This is a genomic window from Pseudomonas sp. 2(2015) (genome assembly GCF_000955865.1).
Lineage (GTDB): Bacteria > Pseudomonadota > Gammaproteobacteria > Pseudomonadales > Pseudomonadaceae > Aquipseudomonas.
This window is the reverse complement of the sequence record NZ_JYOF01000028.1, coordinates 164-20495: the sequence shown is the minus strand read 5'-3', so window position 1 is coordinate 20495 and position 20332 is coordinate 164. Positions and strand designations below refer to the sequence as shown.

Genomic DNA, 20332 nt, shown 5'->3' with positions numbered 1-20332 from the left:
GGCCGTTGCCGGCCACCAGGTCGGATTGATCGAGCAAGCGGAACCAGGCCCACGGCCCTTCCAGGGTCAGGCCGGAGCGACCGCTGGCCGATGGCGGCATGATCGACAGGCGCACCACGCCGATGCTGTTGGGGTTTGGCCACTGCATCGCAACCGGGCGGCTCGGGCCGTGGTCATAGCTGATCTGCTGGCCATCGAGGTCGAGCAAGAACTGGGTGACCGAGGCGTCCATGGCCACCGGCTTGAGCTCGAAGCGCACGGTCGGCTGCATGCCGCCCGAGCGGAAGAACGCATCGCGAATCGCCGCCGAACGCTGAAAGGTGGGTGTGCAACACGCCAGAGCCAATGCCGAGCTTCTGCGCCGCGCCCGGCTGCCAGCGCCAAGGGTTGGCCGAGGTATCGACATAAGGCTGCAGGTACTTTCGAAAATAACTGTCCATCACCCCGCCGACGCCGAAGAACTGGCCGAAATCGTCCAGCGTGGCATCCCGCGAGCTGCCCGCTGCCAGCGGATAACGACCGCTCAGCGACTGGCGATAAACGTTGACCACTTCGCTGGTCCAGGCGGCGTTCAGTTGATTGCGCACGCCGCCCATCATGGTGTTGGTGGTCGAGTTGACCACCGACTTGACCAGGCCCTGAACCATCGGCGGCTGGCGCTGCGCAGTGAGGCTGACGCGGTTGGCGGCGGCAGTGGCCTGGTTCTTGGCCTCGCCGAGCAGGGCGTCGCCACTGGCACCGACCATGGCACTGACCTGCACGTATAAGGCGTTCATGTCGGTGAGCAGGCCGTCGATGGCCGCCGGCTCGCCCTCGCCCTTGCTGACCAGGCTGGCGAGGTCGGCAAAGTGCGCGGTGACCGGGTCCTGGTCTTGCTGCGCCTGGCGGCTATCGGCCGGAGCATCCTGGCCCAGCAAGTTACCCAGGCGCTGCTTGAGCTGGTCGACACCAGCCTCGCTGGCTTTGGCCTGGGCCGCGGCAAGCGGGTCCTGCTGTTGCAGGTTGGTTTCCTTGGCCACGGCGCTCAGCAGCTTTTTCAGCGGCGAGGTCGGCCCGGAAATCACCCGCAGAACATCGGCGGCCTGGGCCACGCTGGTGATCGGCACAAAGTCGATATCGGCCAGCAGCGCGTCCCAGTGGCGGATGTAGTCGGCGAAATACAAACGGCGCACGTCGGCGGCCAGGCTAGTCACATCACCTTCATCGGCTTGCTCGCGGCCCAGCACCCAACGCTCTTCAGCCAGGGTATTGCTGTGTTGCAGGCTGGTGGCAAGAAACGCCTTGCGATAGCCATCAAGGGTAAACAGCCCGCTCAAGGGTTCACCCAAAGGCTTGCCGCTCTTGCGGCTGAACACCAGCGCGGCATCGCGGCCGGCCGCTTCGCTCAGGCGAAAATCGCTGACGCCGTTGGGCAACTGCTGGCGTTTGACCCGGTCATAGACGCGCTGGGCCACCGGCAACTGCTGCAATTGGCGACGCAGGTCTTCGATCAGGTTGGCATCCAGGCGCGCATTCGGCGGACGCTTTTCAAACAGCGCCTGCAGATNNGTCGCGGGGCAGGCTCTGCTCCCAGTCGAGGCTGACCCAGGCCTTGATGAAGTCCGGGTCGTAATGCTCGCCGTCAGCCAGCATCAGGTAGGCCTTGAGGCCTTCGTAGAGAAAGTCCGAACCACCGCCGCTGTGCAGTTGCTCTTCGATACGGGTGACCAGGCGCGGGGCGAACACGGCAATCAGCAACTTGCGGTAGACGCTGGCCGACTCGGCTTCGAGCATGTCGCCCTGGTATAGCCCCAACCCCTCGGCCCAACTGGGCGGATCCTCGGCCAGATGGCGCACGGCATTGAGCAACGGCAGTACCGCCAGTACATCGCGCTGGGCCGGGCTCAAGGTTTGCAGGACTGGCCCCAGCGGCGCGAGCTTACGCTCGACCTGGGCGATGTAAGCCTGGTTTGCGCGATAGCTCAGCGCCCATACGCTGCCGACCAGCACTACCAGGGCAACGCTGGCGGCAAGTGCAGCACGGGCCAGCCATTTGCGCCGGCGCTCGACTTGCGGGTTGACCCCGACCAGCCCGCGCTCGGCAAACGCCACGGCGCTGAACAGTTTTTCAATGAAGTAGCTGCGCCCGGTGCCGCTCTGGCGTGCCAGATGCTGACGGTCCAGGCCCATGCTCTGGGCCATGGCGCCGATCAGGCGATCGATCGGGCTGCCTTCCTGGGTGCCGCTGGTGAAGTACACGCCGCGCAACAGGGCGCGTTCTTCATAGGCATTGGGCTTGAACACGCCGTCGAGAAAGCCCTGCAGGTTGGAGCGCAAGGCAGCGAACTGCTGGACAAAGCCGTAAACCAGATCGCGCCGCGCCGGGTCGCGCTCCTGCTGCAGGCGCTCGACCAGGCGCTCGTTGAGGCGTTGCTCAAGGCCGGCGAACTCGCTGTGGAACTGCGCCAGCGGCCCTTCGACCGACTTGTCGTCGTCCAGGGCAAAGGTCATACCCCACACTTGAGCGCGCTCTTCCTTGCTCAGGGTGTCGAAGAACTCCATGAAACCCGGCACCAGGTCGAGCTTGGTCAGCATNNCACGCCCAGCTGGCTGTACAACTCCTGGATACGCGAGCGGATGGCCGCAGCATGGGCAGCACGTTCGGCGTCGCTGCCCAGCAACAGGTCGGACAGGCTGATGGCAATGAAAGCGCCATCGATCGGCCGGCGCGCGCGCTGCTTTTTCAGCAGATCGAGAAAGCCCAGCCAGGCCGCCTTGTCGACCTGGGCGTGGCTGTCCTGGGTGGTATAGCGGCCAGCGGTGTCGAGCAACACGGCCTGGTCGGTAAACCACCAGTCGCAGTTGCGCGTGCCGCCGACGCCGCGAATCGCCCCGGCGCCAAGCTGCGCCGCCAGCGGAAAGTGCAGGCCGGAATTGACCAGCGCCGTGGTCTTGCCCGAGCCCGGCGGGCCGATGATCACGTACCACGGCAGCTCGTACAGGTTGCGCCGCTCATCGCCACCCAGGCGCGCCTTTTTCAGCAGGGCCAGGGCCNNGCGCTGGCGCAGGGTTGCCAGTTCTTCGGCGGTGGCCACGCTGGCAGAGTCAGGAGCTGTTTCTGCAGCCAGGCTGCGCATGACTTCTGCCGCCTGGCGGCGGGCCTCGATGAAGCGCCACAGGCGATAGCCGAGCCACACTGCAAACAGCAGGGCGATCAGCGCCCAGCGCCGCCCTGCCGGGATCAGCATGTCCCACAGCGGGCCGACGAACCAGATGATCAGGCTCAGGGCGATCAGGCCCAGCAGCGGAATGACCCAGCGAATGACAAATCCGAAAAACGCCTTCACTCGACCCCCTCCGCCAATACAGTGATTTCAACCCGGCGGTTCTTTGCCCGGCCTTCGGCCGTGTTGTTCGCTGCCAGTGGTTCGGTGTCGCTCAGGCCCTGCGCGGTAAAGCGCGCGGGCTGGCCGGTCTTGGCGGCCAGGATCTGCAGCACCTGCTCGGCGCGGGCCTGGGACAGCGCCCAGTTGGACGGAAAGCGCAAGGTCGCGATCGGCCGGTTGTCGCTGTGGCCGGTGATGCGCACCTGGCCCTTGACCTGGCCGATGGCGTCAGCAATGCGCAGCATCAGTGGCTGCAGGCTGTCGTTGATGCTGGTGCTGGCCGAGGCGAACAATTCGTCGCCACGGATGGTCACCACCGAACGGTCGACGGCGTCTTCGACGCTGACCCGCCCGGCCTTGATATCGCTGGCCAGAAAACCCGCCAGGCGTGGGCGTTCCACCGGCTTGGGCTGGGTCACCGGACGGTCGATGGCCTGCACCGGGATTTCGCCCAGGGCATGAATGTTCTTGAACACAGGCTCCGCGTCGGCGGCGAGCATCATGCGCAGGGCAAACAGCAGAGCCACAAGCAACGCCAGGGCGATGGCCAGGCCCACCCAGGGCGGGATGAACTGCGACAGCCGATCCCGGCTGACGCTGACCCCACGCCAGTGCGGCGACAGTTCGCGCTCGAACTCGCCCCGGGCGCTGCGGATAGCGGCAGCAGTGCGTTCGCGCAAGGCTTCGAGCTGGGCGCGGCCACCGTTGATAACCCGGTAACGGCCCTCGAAGCCCAGGCACATGCACAGGTACAGCAACTCCAGCAGGTACAGGCGTTCGCGCGGGCTCTGCAGGCAGTGCTCGAGCAGCTGGAAGACCTTCTCGCCCCCCCAGGCTTCGTTGTGCACAGTGATCAGCAGGCTCTGCTTGCCCCAGTCACTGCTGCTGCCCCACGGCGTGCTGAGCACCGCTTCATCGAGCGCAGTGCACAGCGCGTAACGGGCCAGCATGACTTCGTTACGGGCCACACCGGCGGCTTCGGCGCGCTCTTCGAACTGACGCAGATAAGCCAGCAACTGCGCACGCAGGCTGGCCGGGGCCGGATGGGCGATGGTGCTGCGCAAGCGGGTCAGCAAGACCAGCAACGGCCCGGCGGCGCTTTCCAGCGGGTTGAGGCCCAGCGCCTGGCCAGCGGCTAGCGGCTGCGCTGGCATCGACGGCGCCGCCACAGGCTCCGGCGTACCGGCCTGCGGGCCGCGGCCACCGGGGCGCGGCATGAACTGAGTGCGGTCGTTGGCCGGTGGCGCCGACGGGTCGTTAGGCTGCATTGCGGCTTATCCTCGGATGGCCCAGAAGGCCAGGTTCAGCCCCGGGAATTCGCCTGCGACGTAGAAGGCAAAGCCGCCGGCGTTCTGCAGTTGCTGCCAGTGCTCGCTGCCGCGGTCGAGTTCGTAGTAGGTGGAACCTGCATGGAACGGGATCTGCCGCGGTGCCACCGGCAATGGCAGCAGCTGCAGGTTGACCAGGTCACGGATGTGCTCGACCGCGCCGATCTTGCTTTGCTGGGCGAAGCGCCCGCGCAGGGTTTCGCTCGGCACGTCGGCACGCACCACGAGAATGAAGCTGGCATTGTCGAGCAGGCTGCGGTCGGCAAGCATGGCGACATGAATGCCATAGGCCTTTTCGACAATCGGGATCGGCGTGGCCTTGCTGTCGATCAGCATCGACAGGGCTTCGCGCAGCGCCTGCATGACCGGGGCAAAGCTCGCCGCCAGGTCGTCATGCTGGTACACCGGGAACTCACCCGGGCGGCGGTTGCTGGCACAGAAGGTGGCAAACTCGCCGGCCAGGCTGACCAGCTCGCTGTACAGCCGCTCCGGGTGCAACGGGCTCAACTGGCTCAGGTGCTCGACCAGCGGTTGCGCGCGATTGACCAGTTGCAGGAGCATGAAGTCGGCGATCTCCGAAGCACCACCGGCACCGGAGGCCACCACCCGCCCGGCCAGTGCTTCACCTCGTTGATGCAAAAGGCCCAGCAGTTCGCTGCGAAATGCCGACAGGCTTTTGCTCGCCGATACATCCAGCACCGGCGCGATATAGCTGTCATCCAGCACCAGGGCGCGGTCAGCGCGTTTTTCCTTGATACGTACCAGGCCCAGCGCGGCATAGTCGCTCAGGCCTTCTTCGGCGGTGATCAAGCGCAGCGCACGGGAGCCAAGGGCGACCGGGGCGCGGTTCTCGAACGGCGCGTTGTCGTCACGCACTTCGGCCACCCGGCTGACATAACGCGCGCCACCTGCGGCTTCGCCTTCGTCCACGGTATCGCGGGCACCGGCGCGCTTGAGCGGCAAGGCCAGGTACACCAGGCCATCACGCAGGTTGTCGTCGATGTTCAGCGGGCTGGGCGCCAGGTCATCGTGGGGGATGTTGAACGGCGTGCCATCGGGCAGCAGCCCGCGGGCAGAAACGATGGCCAGCTTGCCCTGGGCCAGCAGGCCCTGGTCGNNAGGCGCCCGCCGACAGCGGCCGGCTGCGGGCATCGATAAGGTTCTCGAGATAACGGTCATGCTGCTGAAAGTGCTGGGTTCCAAGGAACATGCCTTCCGACCAGACCACACGATTGTTCCAGGACATGGTTTCTCCGATCGCCTATTGGGCGGTACTGGTTGGGGAAGTATGGGCAGCGCTGCGCACAGCGCGAACATCGAGGCTGATCTGGTAGTCCAGCGGCGGCACTGGCAGCAGGCTGCGCCATTGCGCCTGGTCGATTTCGCGGTAGCCGACCACCAGGCCGATCTGGCGCGTCAGCGGGTTCAACGGCCGGTCGATGCGCACTTGCTCACCGGGTTGCACCAGCACTTCGTCCTGATCGAGCAGGTCGGCGCCCAGGGTCGCCGGGCCGCGTTCGGCCAGGGCAAAATAATCGGCGCGGCTGAAACCTGCGCTGTTCTTCAGTTCGAGAATGCGCACGCGCACAGGCGCGGCCTGGCCGTTGGCGCCCGGGTTGAGCCCGGCGGCGGCACTGAAATACAAGGTGACGCTGGTAGGCCCCGCCACCTCGGGCTGGACCGGTGCTGCGACTTCATCCTTGCTACAACCACTGAGCAGCAGTGTGGTTACCGCTGCCATCAGCATTGTTCGAATCATCCTGCGTCCTCAATGACGTGGCACTTTCCGTTTGTTTCAGGAGCGCTGCAGACGCGCGCCGTGCTCCTCGTAGGCGCGACTGAATTCGCGCCCGAACAGGTCCTGGAAGTCGTCTTCGGCTTCCCGGGAAATCTTGCTGTACAGCTCGGTGAACTGCTGCCAGTACTGCGCCTGGCGCGAACCTGCGAACAGCTTCGACAGCCCTGCCGGTTCGCCGAGCCGCGATTCCAGCTGCGCCGGCTCGAAGCGCCCGAGCAGGTGCTTGATCGCCGCTTCAACACCGGCCATCACTGCCAGCTGATGCGCGCGCAAGTCGTCGAAACTGTCGCGTACCGCCTGGTCCGGCGCCATGAACGCGTGGTTGCCATGGCGCAGCAGCAACAGCAGCGCTTCATCGGCATTGGGCGCGAACTTGAGCGGGTTGTTTTCTGCCGGGCGGATCATCGTCTGCTGCATGCGGAACTCGCCCTTGAGGCTGCTGCGCGCACGCAACACATCGATCAGGCCCTCGACCATCAAGCGATAACTGCGGCCAAGGGCTTCCATCTGCGCCTCGACCTGGGCGCTGTCGATGCGCAGATGTTCAAGCCCCGCACCGCGCAGGAACGCCTGGGCCAGCACACTGGAGTCGCCAGCCTGCGCCGAGGCCTCGACAGGTGCGGGCATGGGTGCGGGCATGGCTGGTTCGACAGCTACAACGACAGGCGCGGGTACCGCCGGCACCGGTTCGGCGAACAGGTCCCAGTCTTCGGGAATCACTCCAGGGCTTGCCGGTACCGGCTCAGGCGTCGACGCTACGGGCGTGCTGGGCAGGCACGTGATCGGCGCGGGTCACCGGCGCAATGCTCGCCGGTGCAAGAAAATCGAACAGGTCCGGCAAGGTGGCATTGCTCGACGCGCCCTGGATCAACGCTGGCGCAACAGCATTTTGGGGGGTCGCAACGGCACCGGCCTGGTTGGCCATCAGCGCCTCGAAACTGTTGGCGGCGTCAGCAGCGTGCGGGTTGCCATCGGCAATCTTGAAGCTTGAATCGATCCGTGCCTGGATTTCGTACTCGCCGATACGGATGACTTCGCCATCCATCAACGGCTCACTGTTACCGCGACGCAAGCGAATACCGGCGTGAATTAATTCGACACCATTAGTGCTGTTATCGGTCAGGTAATAACGGCCGTCTTTATATTGAATTACACAATGTTGCGAAGAAACCAGACGCTCCGGATCGGGCAGCACCCAATCATTATCGGGGCCGCGACCAATACTGATGGCACCTGACTCGATGAACTTTTCAGGACATTGGCCAGGGGTAATCTTGTGATAACTGGTAATAGTAAGACTCAGCGACATCACGCCTCCTTAGCAACATCCCGAATCGCCTGTGGGCCCGCTGGAGGCCTGCCACACTTGCCACGATTCGCTTCCAATCCCTGAAAAAGTCTACTGAATGTCCGAATTTCGTTCACTTTTCGCTGATGCTTATCAGTTTCAAATGACATCCACCGCTACCCTGACCAACAAGTCAATAAACCTGTACGGCCCAGTATGCAGGTCACGATGGGCCGCTAGCTTACCTTGACAGCCAATTGGAAATAAACCAAAAATGCGCAACTTGCTGAACAGGCGTGATATCACTTTGATATCAACTAAGGACAACTCAGCAAATTATGTGCGCTATGTCACAAAACCAACTAGCACACATTAGCCACCCCACCACGGGACGATACGGAGATCGATATCTGGTGAACTCAGCGCATTTGCTCGCTGCCGTTTCGGAAAACTTTCCTTGCGGCGACGACCTTGAATACGACCCGGACTTCCTGCAATTGGAGCGTGATGCCCAAGGCCGGCCCGAGCGTGTCATGGGCGATGCCATCCAGCCTGCCGAAGCTCCGCAGTGGCGGCAGATCGAACAGTCCTGCACCGCCCTGCTGCAACGCAGCAAAGACCTTCGCGTCACTCATTTCCTGTTGCAAAGTGCCCTCGCCCTGCACGGCATTGCCGGGCTGGCCGGCACTCTGCAACTGATCAACGAGCTGTTGCGCCAGTACTGGCCGCAGGTCCATCCGCAGCTCGACGCCGATGATGACAACGACCCGACAGTGCGTATCAACGCCCTCGCCGGTCTGGTCTGCGAGACCAACATCGCCCTGCTGCGCGAAAGCCTGCTGACCCGCTCCCGCGCCTTCGGCCCGGTCAGCCTGCGCGCAGCCCTGCACGCCAGCGGTTTGCAGCACTTTGCCAGCGAGACGCTCAACGCCGACGAACTCGGCGGCGCCCTGCGCGACAGCGATGGCGAGCAACTGCAGGCCACCCGCGAGGCGCTACAGCAAGCCCGCGAGGCCGCCGAGGCAATCGAGCAATACGTCAACGAGCAGGTCGGATCGGCCAGCGGAGTTGATCTGAGCGCGCTCAAGCAGCCACTGCGCCAGGCCGCGCAGATTCTTGCCGAACATGCGCCGGCCAGCGAGCAGGCCGCCAACGACGCCAGCGAAACCAGCAGCGCTGCCGACAGCTCGACGCCGGTTGCCGAGGCCGCCCCCGCGCCCGCCATCGCCCGCGCTTCGGCCGATATCGCCAGCCGCGACGAAGTGCTGCGCAGCCTTGACCGAATTCTCAAGTACTACGCCCGCCACGAGCCCTCGAGCCCGCTGCCGGTGCTGCTCAACCGCGCGAAAAATCTGGTCAACGCCGATTTTGCCGCGATCGTCCGCGACTTGATCCCCGATGGGCTGTCGCAGTTCGAAACCCTGCGCGGACCCGAAGCTGACTGAGGCCTGCGGGCCTGACCCAACGCACATACGCAACACCGTTACCGGCAACGATCGATGACGCCAATACCGTCGCACCTGCGACCAGGAGGAACAACGTGGCGAACCCCAGTTCTCAGAAATTCATTGCGCGCAATCGCGCGCCGCGGGTGCAGATCGAGTATGACGTCGAGCTCTACGGCGCCGAAAAGAAGGTCCAACTGCCTTTCGTCATGGGCGTCATGGCCGACCTCGCGGGCAAGCCTGCCGAGCCGCTGGCCCCGGTCGCCGAGCGCAAGTTCCTGGAAATCGACGTCGACAACTTCGACTCGCGCCTCAAGGCCATGCAGCCACGGGTGGCGTTCCACGTACCCAACGAGCTGACCGGCGAAGGCAACCTGAGCCTGGATATCACCTTCGAGAGCATGGACGACTTCAGCCCTGCCGCCGTGGCGCGCAAGGTCGATTCGCTGAACCAGCTGCTCGAAGCGCGGACCCAGCTGGCCAACCTGCTGACCTACATGGACGGCAAGACCGGCGCCGAAGAAATCATCATGAAAGCCATCAAGGATCCGGCCCTGCTCCAGGCCTTGGCCAGCGCGCCAAAGCCCCAGGATGCCGAGCCGAACGCTTAATCAGGACAAAGCCTCATGACCGATCCGATGCGTGATACCCAGGCCCAGCCAGCGGCCACCGAGCAAGCCAGCGAGTTCGCTTCGCTGCTGCTGCAAGAATTCAAACCCAAGACCGAGCGCGCCCGCGAGGCCGTCGAAACTGCGGTGCGCACCCTGGCCGAACAGGCCCTGGCACAAACCGACCTGGTGTCCAATGACGCGATCAAGTCGATCGAATCGATCATTGCCGCCATCGACGCCAAGCTCACCGCCCAGGTCAACCAGGTGATCCACCACCCCGAGTTCCAGAAGCTGGAAAGCGCCTGGCGTGGCCTGCACTACCTGGTCAACAACACCGAAAGCGACGAGCAGCTGAAAATCCGCGTGCTCAACATCTCCAAGCCCGACCTGCACAAGACCCTGAAGAAATTCAAGGGCACGGCCTGGGACCAGAGCCCGCTGTTCAAGAAGATGTACGAAGAAGAGTACGGCCAGTTCGGCGGCGAGCCGTATGGTTGCCTGGTCGGCGACTACTACTTCGACCAGTCGCCACCGGACGTCGAGCTGCTCGGCGAGCTGTCCAAGGTGTGTGCAGCCATGCACTCGCCGTTCATCGCTGCGGCCTCGCCGACCGTGATGGGCATGGGCTCGTGGCAGGAGCTGTCGAACCCGCGCGACCTGACCAAAATCTTCACCACCCCCGAGTACGCCGGCTGGCGCTCGCTGCGTGAATCGGAAGACTCGCGCTACATCGGCCTGACCATGCCGCGCTTCCTGGCGCGCCTGCCGTATGGCGCCAAGACCGACCCGGTAGAAGCCTTCGCCTTCGAAGAAGACACCGACGGCGCCGACAGCGCCAAGTACACCTGGGCCAACGCCGCCTACGCGATGGCGGTGAACATCAACCGCTCGTTCAAGTACTACGGCNNCGGCGTCGAGTCCGGTGGCGAAGTGCAGAACCTGCCGGCGCACACCTTCCCTACCGATGACGGTGGCGTGGACATGAAGTGCCCGACTGAAATCGCCATCTCCGACCGCCGTGAAGCGGAACTGGCGAAGAACGGTTTCATGCCGCTGTTGCACAAGAAGAACACCGACTTCGCCGCCTTCATTGGCGCCCAGTCGCTGCAAAAACCTGCCGAGTACGACGACCCGGACGCCACCGCCAACGCCAACCTGGCCGCGCGCCTGCCGTACCTGTTCGCCACCTGCCGCTTCGCTCACTACCTGAAGTGCATCGTGCGCGACAAGATCGGCTCGTTCAAAGAGAAGGACGAGATGCAGCGCTGGCTGCAGGACTGGATCCTCAACTACGTCGATGGCGATCCGGCCCACTCCACCGAAACCACCAAGGCCCAGCACCCACTGGCAGCTGCCGAAGTGGTGGTCGAAGAAGTCGAAGGCAACCCGGGTTACTACAACTCGCGTTTCTACCTGCGCCCGCACTACCAGCTCGAAGGGCTGACCGTGTCGCTGCGCCTGGTATCGAAGTTGCCGTCGGCCAAGGGCGCCTGAGCCCAGGCTCGCTAGAACGCCCCGTGCTGCGGGGTGTGCACTGAAAAATAATGTGGTAGATGCCACACTCTGGAGACAACATGGCAGTTGATATTTTCATCAAGATCGGCGACATCAAGGGCGAGTCCATGGACAAGGCCCACAAGGACGAAATCGATGTGCTGAACTGGAGCTGGGGCATGGCCCAGTCCGGCAACATGCACATGGGTGGTGGCGGCGGCGCCGGCAAGGTCAACATCCAGGACCTGTCGCTGACCAAGTACGTCGACAAATCCAGCCCCAACCTGATGATGCACTGCTCCAGCGGCAAGCACATCGACAAGGTCAAGCTGACCGTGCGCAAGGCCGGTGGCGAGAGCCAGGTCGAGTACCTGATCATCAACCTCGAAGAAGTGCTGATCAGCTCGCTGAGCACCGGTGGCTCGGGCGGCGATGACCGCCTGACCGAAAACGTCACCCTGAACTTCGGCAAAGTCACGGTCGATTACCAGCCGCAGAAAGCTGACGGCACCAAAGACGGCGGCCCGGTCAAGTACGGCTGGAACGTGCGCCAGAACGTCAAGATCTGATGCGTTTCGCCCTGTTCGCGGGGCAANNNCGGGCTTGCCCCGCGATAGGGATAACGCACTCACGCATATCACCACCGGAGCCGCCCCTTGGTAGCCGAAATCGCTGCACGTGACCGTCTGCAGCCTTCGCTGCTCGATCGTCTGACCGACGACGAGCCCGGCAACCTGCAAGAAGCCAACGACAAGCGCGTGCTTTCGCTGAGCCAGCTCAAGGCCTCGGTACTGCGCGACCTCACCTGGCTGCTCAACACCACTTCACTGCTCGATGCGGCCGCCACCCTCAACACCCCGGCCGGCACTTCGGTGGTCAACTACGGCCTGCCGGCACTGGCCGGNNCGAACATTGATATCAGCGCACTGGAGAGCATCATTTACCAGGCCATCGCCACCTTCGAACCACGCATCCTGCGCAGCAGCCTGCGGGTGCGCGCCCAGGTCGCACCGGGGGAGATGAACAACAACGCCCTGAGTTTCGAGATCGAAGGCGACCTGTGGGCCCAGCCGGCGGCACTGCCGTTGCTGCTGCGTACCGACCTTGACCTGGAATCCGGGCATGTCCGGGTGGCCCCCGCCGAGCGCCGGAGACGTCCATGAACCCGCGCCTGCTCGAGCTGTACAACCAGGAACTGCAACACATCCGCGAAAGCGCGGCAGAATTTTCCAGGGAATACCCGAAGATCGCCGGGCGCCTGACCCTGTCCGGTATCGACTGCGCCGACCCCTATGTCGAGCGCCTGCTTGAAGGTTTTGCCTACCTGACCGCACGGGTGCAACTCAAGCTCGATGCCGAGTACCCGACCTTCACCCACAACCTGCTGGAGATCGCCTACCCGCACTACCTGGCGCCGACGCCGTCGATGACGGTGGTGCAGATGCAGGCCGATCCAGATGAAGGTTCGCTCAGTGCCGGCTTCACCCTGCCGCGTGGCAGCGTGCTGCGCGCCACCCTTGGTCGCGATTCGCAAACGCCTTGCGAGTTTCGTAGTGCCCATGCCGTTACCCTGTGGCCGCTGCAAGTCGCCCAGGCGGAATACTTCGGCAACCCGGCAGCCCGCCTCGGGCGCCTGGCCGCCAGCGAACCGAAAGCCCGCGCCGGCTTGCGCATTACCTTGCGTACCGGCGCCGACCTGCCGTTCAACGCCCTCGACCTCAGCAGCCTGCCGCTGTACCTGAACGGCGCCGACGAACTGCCGTTTCGCCTGTACGAGCAGCTGCTGGGCAACGCCTGTGCGGTGTTCGCGCGCCAGCCTGGCAGCGACTGGGTCGAGCGCATCCCGACCTCGGCCCTGCGCCNNGAGGCGGCGCTACCGGTGGTGCCGCAGGCATTCCAGGGTTACCGCCTGCTGCAGGAGTACTTCGCCCTGCCGCAGCGTTTTCTGTTCGTAGAATTTGCCGAACTGGGTCGCGCAGTAAAGCGTTGCGATGGTCAGGAGCTGGAGCTGATCGTGCTGTTCGAGCGCTACGACCAGAGCCTGGAAGGCAGCGTCGGCGCCGAGCAGTTCGTGCCCTTCTGCACCCCGGCGATCAACCTGTTTGCGCGCCGGGTCGACCGTATCCACCTCAATGACCGGGTCAACGAACATCATGTGATTGCCGACCGCACCCGGCCAACGGATTTCGAGATCCACTCGTTGAGCAGCGTTACCGGCCACGNNAGGCCTTCCTGCCCTTCTATGCCGTACGCGACCCGTCGCGCTACGGCCGTGACCAGGCCTATTACATCGTCCGCCGCGAGCCGCGCATGCTCTCCAGCGAGCAGCGTCGCAACGGCACCCGCTCGACCTACATGGGCAGCGAAACCTTCATCAGCCTGGTCGATGGCCAACAGGCGCCTTACCGCCACGACCTGCGCCAACTGGGGGTCAGTGCCCTGTGCACCAACCGCGACCTGGCGCTGTTCATGAACGTCGGCGATGGCCGCAGTGATTTCACCCTGGCCGACAGCGCGCCGGTGGCCGCCATTCGCTGCCTGGCCGGGCCAAGCCGGCCACGGGCCAGCCATGCCCATGACAACAAGGCCTGGCGTCTGATCAGCCAGTTGTCGCTGAACTACCTGTCGCTGACCGAGCAAGGCCAGGGCGCCGCCGCCCTGCGCGAGTTGCTGCGCCTGTACGGCGACAGCCACGACGCCGCCCTGCAGCTGCAGATCGACGGCCTGCGCGAGGTCAGCAGCAAGGCCTGCACGCGACGCCTGCCGATGCCGGGGCCGATCGTCTTTGGCCGTGGCCTGGAGATCACCCTGGAATTCGACGAAAACGCCTTTCGCGGCACTGGCGTGTTCCTGCTCGGTGCGGTGTTCGAGCGCTTCCTGGCACGTTACGTGTCGATCAACAGCTTTACCGAGACGGTGCTCCGTACCACCGAACGCGGCGAGATCATGCGATGGAAAGCCAAGCCCGGACGCCGTCCGACCCTGTGAACATCCTCAGCGAAATGCAGGCCGAACCCTGGAACTACGATTTCTTCCAGGCCCTGCGCCGACTGCAATGCGAGTCGCCGCAGCTGCCACGCTTCGGCCATTCGCTGCGCCTGGCCGATGATCCGGTGCGCCTTGGCCAGCAGCTCGACTGTGCGTTTGCGCCGGCCACCCTGGCGGCGCTGACGCCTGCCAGTGATCAGGGCCCGGCGCNNCCCCTTGCCGCTACACCTGACCGAGTACATGCGCGAGCGCCAGCGCAACAATGCCGACAGCACCAGCAAGCGCTTTCTCGATGTCTTTCATCACCGTCTGTTGAGCCTGTTCTACCGGGCCTGGGCCGAAGCGCGGCCGACGGTCAGCCATGACCGGCCCGATGACGACTACTGGGCCGCCCGCCTGGCCGCCCTGAGCGGGCGCGGCACCCCGGCGCTGCGTGATCAGGGCCCGTTGCCGGATACCGCCAAGTTGCACTACAGCGGCCACCTCGCCGCCCAGACCCGCTATCCGGATGGCCTGCGCGGCATTCTCGGGGCCTACTTCGGTGTGCCGGTAAGCATCGAGGAATACGTTGGCCAGTGGCTGCAACTGCCTGAACGCAGCCGCCTGGGCGCGAGCGCCAATCAGCTGGGCATGGATGTGTGCCTGGGCAGCCATGTCTGGGACCGCCAGCACAAGTTCCGCATCTGCCTGGGGCCGCTGAGCCTGGAGCAATACCTGTCGCTATTGCCCGATGGCAGTGCCTTCGCCGCGCTGGTGGCCTGGGTCGCCGAGCACCAGGGGCACGAGCTGGACTGGGACCTGCAACTGATTCTGCAGCAGGACGAAATACCCGCCCTGCAACTCAACACTGGCCGNNGGCCGCCCGCAACACGATGCCAGCGACCTGACACTGGCTCGGTACTACGCCGAGACGCGCGCATCGCAATCCACAAGGAGTCCGGAACATGGGTGAAATCAGCCGCGCCGCGCTGTTCGGCAAGCTCAACAGCGTCGCTTACAAGGCCATCGAGGCCGCCACGGTGTTCTGCAAACTGCGGGGCAACCCCTATGTGGAACTGGCTCACTGGTTTCATCAGTTGCTGCAACTGCAGGACTCGGACCTGCACCGCATCATTCGCCAGTTCAACCTGGAGCCAGCGCGCCTGGCCNNCTGGACCGCCTGCCGCGCGGCTCGACCTCGATCACCGACCTGTCGTCCCAGGTCGAAGAGGCGGTGGAGCGTGGCTGGGTGTATGGCAGCCTGATGTTCGGCGAAAGCCAGGTGCGCACCGGTTACCTGGTGCTCGGCATCCTCAAGACTCCGAGCCTGCGCAATGCCCTGCTCGGCCTGTCGTCGGAGTTTGCCAAGATCAAGGTCGAAGCCCTCAGCGAGCGCTTTGACGAGTACGTCGGCGACTCGCCGGAAAACGCCCTGAGCGCCAGCGACGGTTTCAATGCCGGCGCCGTGCCGGGCGAAGCCAGCGGCGCCATGGCCCCCAGCGCCCTGGGCAAGCAGGAAGCGCTCAAGCGCTTTACCGTCGACCTCACCGAGCAGGCGCGCAGCGGCAAGCTCGACCCGATCGTTGGTCGCGACGAAGAGATTCGCCAACTGGTGGATATCCTCATGCGTCGCCGGCAGAACAACCCGATCCTCACCGGTGAAGCCGGGGTGGGCAAAACCGCGGTGGTTGAAGGCTTTGCCCTGCGCATCGTTGCCGGCGATGTTCCGCCATCGCTCAAGGACGTCGAATTGCGCAGCCTGGATGTCGGCCTGCTACAGGCCGGGGCGAGCATGAAAGGCGAGTTCGAACAGCGCCTGCGCCAGGTCATCGAGGACGTTCAGGCCTCGCCCAGACCGATCATCCTGTTCATCGACGAAGCCCACACCCTGGTCGGTGCCGGTGGTGCCGCCGGCACCGGCGATGCTGCCAACCTGCTCAAGCCCGCGCTGGCCCGTGGCAGCTTGCGCACCGTGGCCGCCACCACCTGGGCCGAGTACAAGAAGCACATCGAGAAAGACCCGGCCCTGACCCGGCGTTTTCAGGTGGTGCAAGTCGCCGAGCCGAGCGAAGACAAGGCACTGCTGATGATGCGCGGCGTGGCCTCGACCATGGAGCAGCACCATCAGGTGCAGATCCTCGATGAAGCCCTGGAAGCCTCGGTCAAGCTCTCCCACCGCTACATCCCGGCGCGCCAGTTGCCAGACNNGCTCGACACCGCCTGCGCCCGCGTCGCCATCAGCCTGCATGCGGTACCGGCCGAGGTCGACGACAGCCGTCGACGCATCGAGGCACTGCAAACCGAGCTGCAGATCATCGCCCGCGAGCAGGCCATCGGTATCGCCATCGGCAATCGCCAGCAACAGTCTGAAACCTTGCTGGCCACCGAGCGCGAGCGCCTGGCCGAACTGGAAAGCCGCTGGGCCGAAGAGAAGGCCCTGGTCGACGAGCTGCTGGCCACCCGCGCGCAGCTGCGCGAAAACGTTGGGGTGGTCGACCGCGACACCGGCAGCGAACAGAGCCATGAGCTGCGCGAAAAAATCATCGACCTGCAGCAGCGCCTGAGCGCCCTGCAAGGTGAAACCCCGCTGATCCTGCCAACCGTCGACTATCAGGCGGTGGCCTCGGTGGTTGCCGACTGGACCGGCATCCCGGTCGGACGCATGGCCCGCAACGAGCTCGAGACCGTGCTCAAGCTCGACCAGCACCTGGCCAAGCGCATCATTGGCCAGGACCATGCGCTGCAGATGATCGCCAAGCGTATCCAGACCTCCCGCGCCGGCCTCGACAACCCCAACAAACCAATCGGCGTGTTCATGCTCGCCGGCACCTCCGGGGTAGGCAAGACCGAAACCGCCCTGGCCCTGGCCGAAGCCATGTACGGCGGTGAGCAGAACGTCATCACCATCAACATGAGCGAGTTCCAGGAAGCCCATACCGTCTCGACCCTCAAGGGCGCCCCTCCCGGCTATGTCGGTTATGGCGAAGGCGGCGTGCTGACCGAAGCGGTGCGGCGCAAGCCCTACAGCGTGGTGCTGCTCGACGAGGTGGAAAAAGCCCACCCGGACGTGCACGAAATTTTCTTCCAGGTGTTCGACAAGGGCGTGATGGAAGACGGCGAAGGCCGGGTGATCGACTTCAAGAACACCTTGATCCTGCTCACCACCAACGCCGGTACCGAGCTGATTTCCCGGGTGTGCAAAGACCCGCAGAACACCCCTGAACCCGAGGCCATCGCCAGCGCCCTGCGCCAACCGCTGCTGGAAATCTTCCCGCCGGCGCTGCTCGGCCGCCTGGTGACCATCCCCTACTACCCGCTCAGCGACGAGATGCTCAAGGCCATCACCCGCCTGCAGCTCGAGCGCATCCGCAAGCGCGTGCAAGGCACCCACAAAGTGGCCTTCGACTACGACGACGAAGTGGTCGACTTGATCGTTTCGCGCTGCAGCGAGACCGAGAGCGGCGGGCGGATGATCGACGCGATCCTGACCAACAGCCTGCTGCCGGACATGAGCCGCGAGTTCCTCACCCGCATGCTCGAAGGCAAGGCCCTGGCCGGGGTGCGCATCAGCCGCCGCGACAACGACCTGCACTACCACTTCAGCGACGCGCCGTGATGGCGCGTTTGACGAGATAAGCGATGCTATTCAAGCAATTCACCCGACTGGCGCAGATCAACAGCCCGCTGGGCCCGGATGCGCTGATCCTGGCGGAAATGGGCGGAGGCGAAGAGCTGGGGCGGCTGTTCGACTACGAGTTGCAACTGACCTCGGACAACTCGGCCATCGACCTCAACCAGTTGCTCGGCAAGCCCATGAGCCTCAGCCTGCAACTGGAGCTGGGCCGCTCGCGGTATTTTCACGGCATTGTTTCGCGCTGCAGCCAGAGCATCGACCGCGGCCAGTTCGCCAGTTACCGCGTAACCCTGCGGCCTTGGCTGTGGCTGCTGAGCAAGACCTCCGATTGCCGCATTTTCCAGAACCAGAGCATCCCGCAGATCATCAAGCAGGTATTTCGCGACCTGGGGTTTTCCGACTTCGAAGACAGCTTGAGCCGCCCCTATCGCGAGTGGGAGTACTGCGTGCAGTACCGCGAGACCAGCTTCGACTTCGTCAGCCGCTTGATGGAACAGGAAGGTATCTACTACTACTTCCGCCACGAAAAGGACCGCCACGTGCTGGTGCTGGCCGATGCCTATGGCGCCCACCAGGTGGTGCCGGGCTACGAGTCGGTGCCGTACTTTCCACCTGATGGTCAGCNNGTGACCACCTCAACGACTGGCACCTGGCCCAGGAGGTGCAGTCCGGCTCGCTGGAGCTTAACGACTACGACTTCCAGCGCCCCAGCGCGCGCATCGACGTGCGCTCGCAAATGCCGCGCCCGCACAGCGCCGGCGACTACCCGCTGTACGACTACCCCGGCACCTATGTGCAGAGTGAGGACGGCGTACCCGTATCGAAGCGCTGCAAAGCCTGCATGAACGCATCGAACTGCGCGGCAATGCCCGCGGCCTGGCGGCAGGCAACCTGTTCAGCATGAGCGGCTTCAGCCGCCAGGACCAGAATCGCGAATACCTGATCGTCGGTGCCCGCTATTACATCGTCCAGGAGCGCCTGGAAACCGGCGCCGGCGGCGGCAATGCACAGTTCGAAAGCAACCTNNGCATCGATGCGCAGCAGAGCTTCCGCCCCCTGGCCAGCACCCTGCGCCCGCAGGTCAAGGGCCCGCAGACCGCCATCGTGGTTGGCCCGGCCGGGGAAGAGATCTGGACCGACCAGTATGGCCGGGTCAAGGTGCACTTCTACTGGGACCGCCATGACCAGTCCAACGAGAACAGCTCGTGCTGGATTCGCGTGTCCCAGGCCTGGGCCGGCAAGAACTGGGGTTCGATGCAGATCCCGCGGATCGGTCAGGAAGTGATCGTCAGCTTTCTTGAAGGCGACCCCGACCGGCCGATCATCACCGGCCGGGTCTACAACGCCGAGCAGACGGTGCCCTACGACCTGCCGGCCAATGCGACCCAGAGCGGGATGAAAAGCCGTTCGAGCAAAGGCGGCACGCCGGCGAACTTCAACGAAATCCGCATGGAGGACAAGAAGGGCGCCGAGCAGCTGTACATCCACGCCGAGCGCAACCAGGACATCGAAGTCGAGAACGACGAGAGCCACTGGGTGGGCCACAACCGCAACAAGGTGGTGGACTTCAGCGAAGTGGCGACCATCGGCGAAGACCGCATTCGCGCGGTCAAGCGCGATGACATTTTGCTGGTGGGCTCGACCAAGACCGACAGCATCAGCCNNGGTTGGCGAAAACCTGCGCCTGGTGTGCGGCAAGAGCGTGCTCGAACTCAACGCCAGCGGCCAGATCAACCTCACCGGCGTGCAGTTCAACTTCAACGCCGAAGGCAATGCCCAGTTCAACACCGGCGGCACCCTGGACCTGAACATCGGCGGCGCCCCCGGCGCCACTGCGGACGGGCAAGGCGTCAAAGGCACCATCGATGGCGCCGTGGAAGCGATCTTCCCCAAGCCCAAAGCCAGCCAATAAAGAGATTTGTGCGTCATGACTTATCGCCTCAACGAATTCCAGCTCGCCCTGCCCGATGCCGAAATGCAGGACACCAGCATCAACATCCTGCGCTTTGCCAAGCTCGGCACCTCGCTGATCATCAGCCGCAGCTTGCTGGCCGACGGCGAAACCCTGCAANNCGTCCAGCTCGAGCGCCTGCAACAACAGGTCAAGGACCTGCGCTTCCAGCCGCGCCAGGCCGTGCGCCTGGGCGCCGAGCAGACGGTGGAAGGCATCGAGCTGCGCAGCCAGTTCAGCAAGGGCAACGAAAAGGTCTTCCAGTACCAACTGGCCCTGGTACTGCCCGGCACGCGCAAGATGTTCGCCCTGAGTTACGTCAAAGCCCAACCGCTGGGTGATGCCGAGGCTGCGCACTGGGCAGCGATCAAGCAATCACTGAACTTCGACACCCTGGCCTGATGAGCACCTTGCATGTCTGACGCTCTTTGGGCCGCCCGCCAGGGCGATG

11 protein-coding genes and 8 pseudogenes are annotated in these 20332 nt (G+C 64.2%); 12 read left to right on the top strand and 7 right to left on the bottom strand.

Annotation, left to right across the window (positions count from 1 at the left end; all coding sequences use genetic code 11):
- The 7 genes and pseudogenes from UB48_RS28300 to tagH all read right to left on the bottom strand — a co-directional run.
- On the bottom strand, positions 1–232 hold a 232-nt coding region (locus UB48_RS28300), incomplete at its 3' end, for a type VI secretion IcmF C-terminal domain-containing protein (protein WP_275560903.1).
- On the bottom strand, positions 174–596 hold the full coding sequence (locus UB48_RS28455; RefSeq protein WP_368845323.1) for a hypothetical protein: 423 nt from the start codon (positions 594–596) through the stop codon (positions 174–176). The genes UB48_RS28455 and UB48_RS28300, both read right to left, overlap by 59 nt.
- Before the next feature lie 465 nt (positions 597–1061).
- Positions 1062–3116: pseudogene (gene tssM / locus UB48_RS26380) on the bottom strand (type VI secretion system membrane subunit TssM); the annotation flags it as partial.
- Between the two features lie 206 nt (positions 3117–3322).
- On the bottom strand, positions 3323–4633 hold the full coding sequence (locus tag UB48_RS26375) for a DotU family type VI secretion system protein (RefSeq protein WP_045202270.1): 1311 nt from the start codon (positions 4631–4633) through the stop codon (positions 3323–3325).
- 6 nt (positions 4634–4639) lie between these two features.
- A pseudogene (gene tssK / locus UB48_RS26370) lies at positions 4640–5939 on the bottom strand (type VI secretion system baseplate subunit TssK).
- Positions 5940–5954: 15 nt separating this feature from the next.
- The gene (gene tssJ / locus UB48_RS26365) at positions 5955–6452 is read right to left on the bottom strand and encodes a type VI secretion system lipoprotein TssJ (RefSeq protein WP_045202269.1); all 498 of its coding nucleotides are present in this window, start codon (positions 6450–6452) and stop codon (positions 5955–5957) included.
- Positions 6453–6488: 36 nt separating this feature from the next.
- Positions 6489–7800: pseudogene (gene tagH / locus UB48_RS26360) on the bottom strand (type VI secretion system-associated FHA domain protein TagH).
- Between the two features lie 392 nt (positions 7801–8192).
- Between tagH and tssA the strand changes: the two are divergent.
- The 12 genes and pseudogenes from tssA (at position 8193) to UB48_RS26310 (ending at position 20283) form a co-directional block, all read left to right on the top strand.
- Positions 8193–9224, top strand: a complete 1032-nt coding sequence (gene tssA / locus UB48_RS26355; protein WP_045202268.1) for a type VI secretion system protein TssA — start codon at positions 8193–8195, stop codon at positions 9222–9224.
- A gap of 95 nt (positions 9225–9319) precedes the next feature.
- Positions 9320–9835, top strand: coding sequence for a type VI secretion system contractile sheath small subunit (gene tssB / locus UB48_RS26350; protein ID WP_010221277.1), 516 nt, complete (start codon positions 9320–9322; stop codon positions 9833–9835).
- A gap of 15 nt (positions 9836–9850) precedes the next feature.
- Positions 9851–11329, top strand: a complete 1479-nt coding sequence (gene tssC / locus UB48_RS26345) for a type VI secretion system contractile sheath large subunit (protein WP_045202267.1) — start codon at positions 9851–9853, stop codon at positions 11327–11329.
- 80 nt (positions 11330–11409) lie between these two features.
- Entirely contained in the window at positions 11410–11898 is a 489-nt protein-coding gene (locus UB48_RS26340) for a type VI secretion system tube protein Hcp (protein WP_038998241.1), read from the top strand.
- Positions 11899–11985: 87 nt separating this feature from the next.
- Positions 11986–12492, top strand: coding sequence for a type VI secretion system baseplate subunit TssE (tssE, locus tag UB48_RS26335; protein WP_045202266.1), 507 nt, complete (start codon positions 11986–11988; stop codon positions 12490–12492).
- A pseudogene (tssF, locus tag UB48_RS26330) lies at positions 12489–14317 on the top strand (type VI secretion system baseplate subunit TssF). The gene tssE and the pseudogene tssF overlap by 4 nt, the downstream one beginning before the upstream one ends.
- A pseudogene (tssG, locus tag UB48_RS27565) lies at positions 14281–15269 on the top strand (type VI secretion system baseplate subunit TssG). The pseudogenes tssF and tssG overlap by 37 nt, the downstream one beginning before the upstream one ends.
- Positions 15262–17912: pseudogene (tssH, locus tag UB48_RS26320) on the top strand (type VI secretion system ATPase TssH). The pseudogenes tssG and tssH overlap by 8 nt, the downstream one beginning before the upstream one ends.
- A gap of 23 nt (positions 17913–17935) precedes the next feature.
- Positions 17936–18604, top strand: a pseudogene (locus UB48_RS28295) (type VI secretion system Vgr family protein); the annotation flags it as partial.
- 38 nt (positions 18605–18642) lie between these two features.
- Positions 18643–19481 (top strand): annotated as a pseudogene (gene tssI / locus UB48_RS28290) (type VI secretion system tip protein TssI/VgrG); the annotation flags it as partial.
- A 151-nt stretch (positions 19482–19632) separates the two neighbouring features.
- Complete coding sequence (locus UB48_RS28285) at positions 19633–19842, top strand: hypothetical protein (protein ID WP_275560901.1); 210 nt, start codon at positions 19633–19635, stop codon at positions 19840–19842.
- Between the two features lie 15 nt (positions 19843–19857).
- Positions 19858–20283 carry a DcrB-related protein gene (locus UB48_RS26310; protein WP_045202264.1) on the top strand — a complete coding sequence of 142 codons (426 nt, stop codon included), beginning with the start codon at positions 19858–19860 and terminating at the stop codon, positions 20281–20283.
- The last annotated feature ends 49 nt before the right edge of the window (positions 20284–20332 follow it).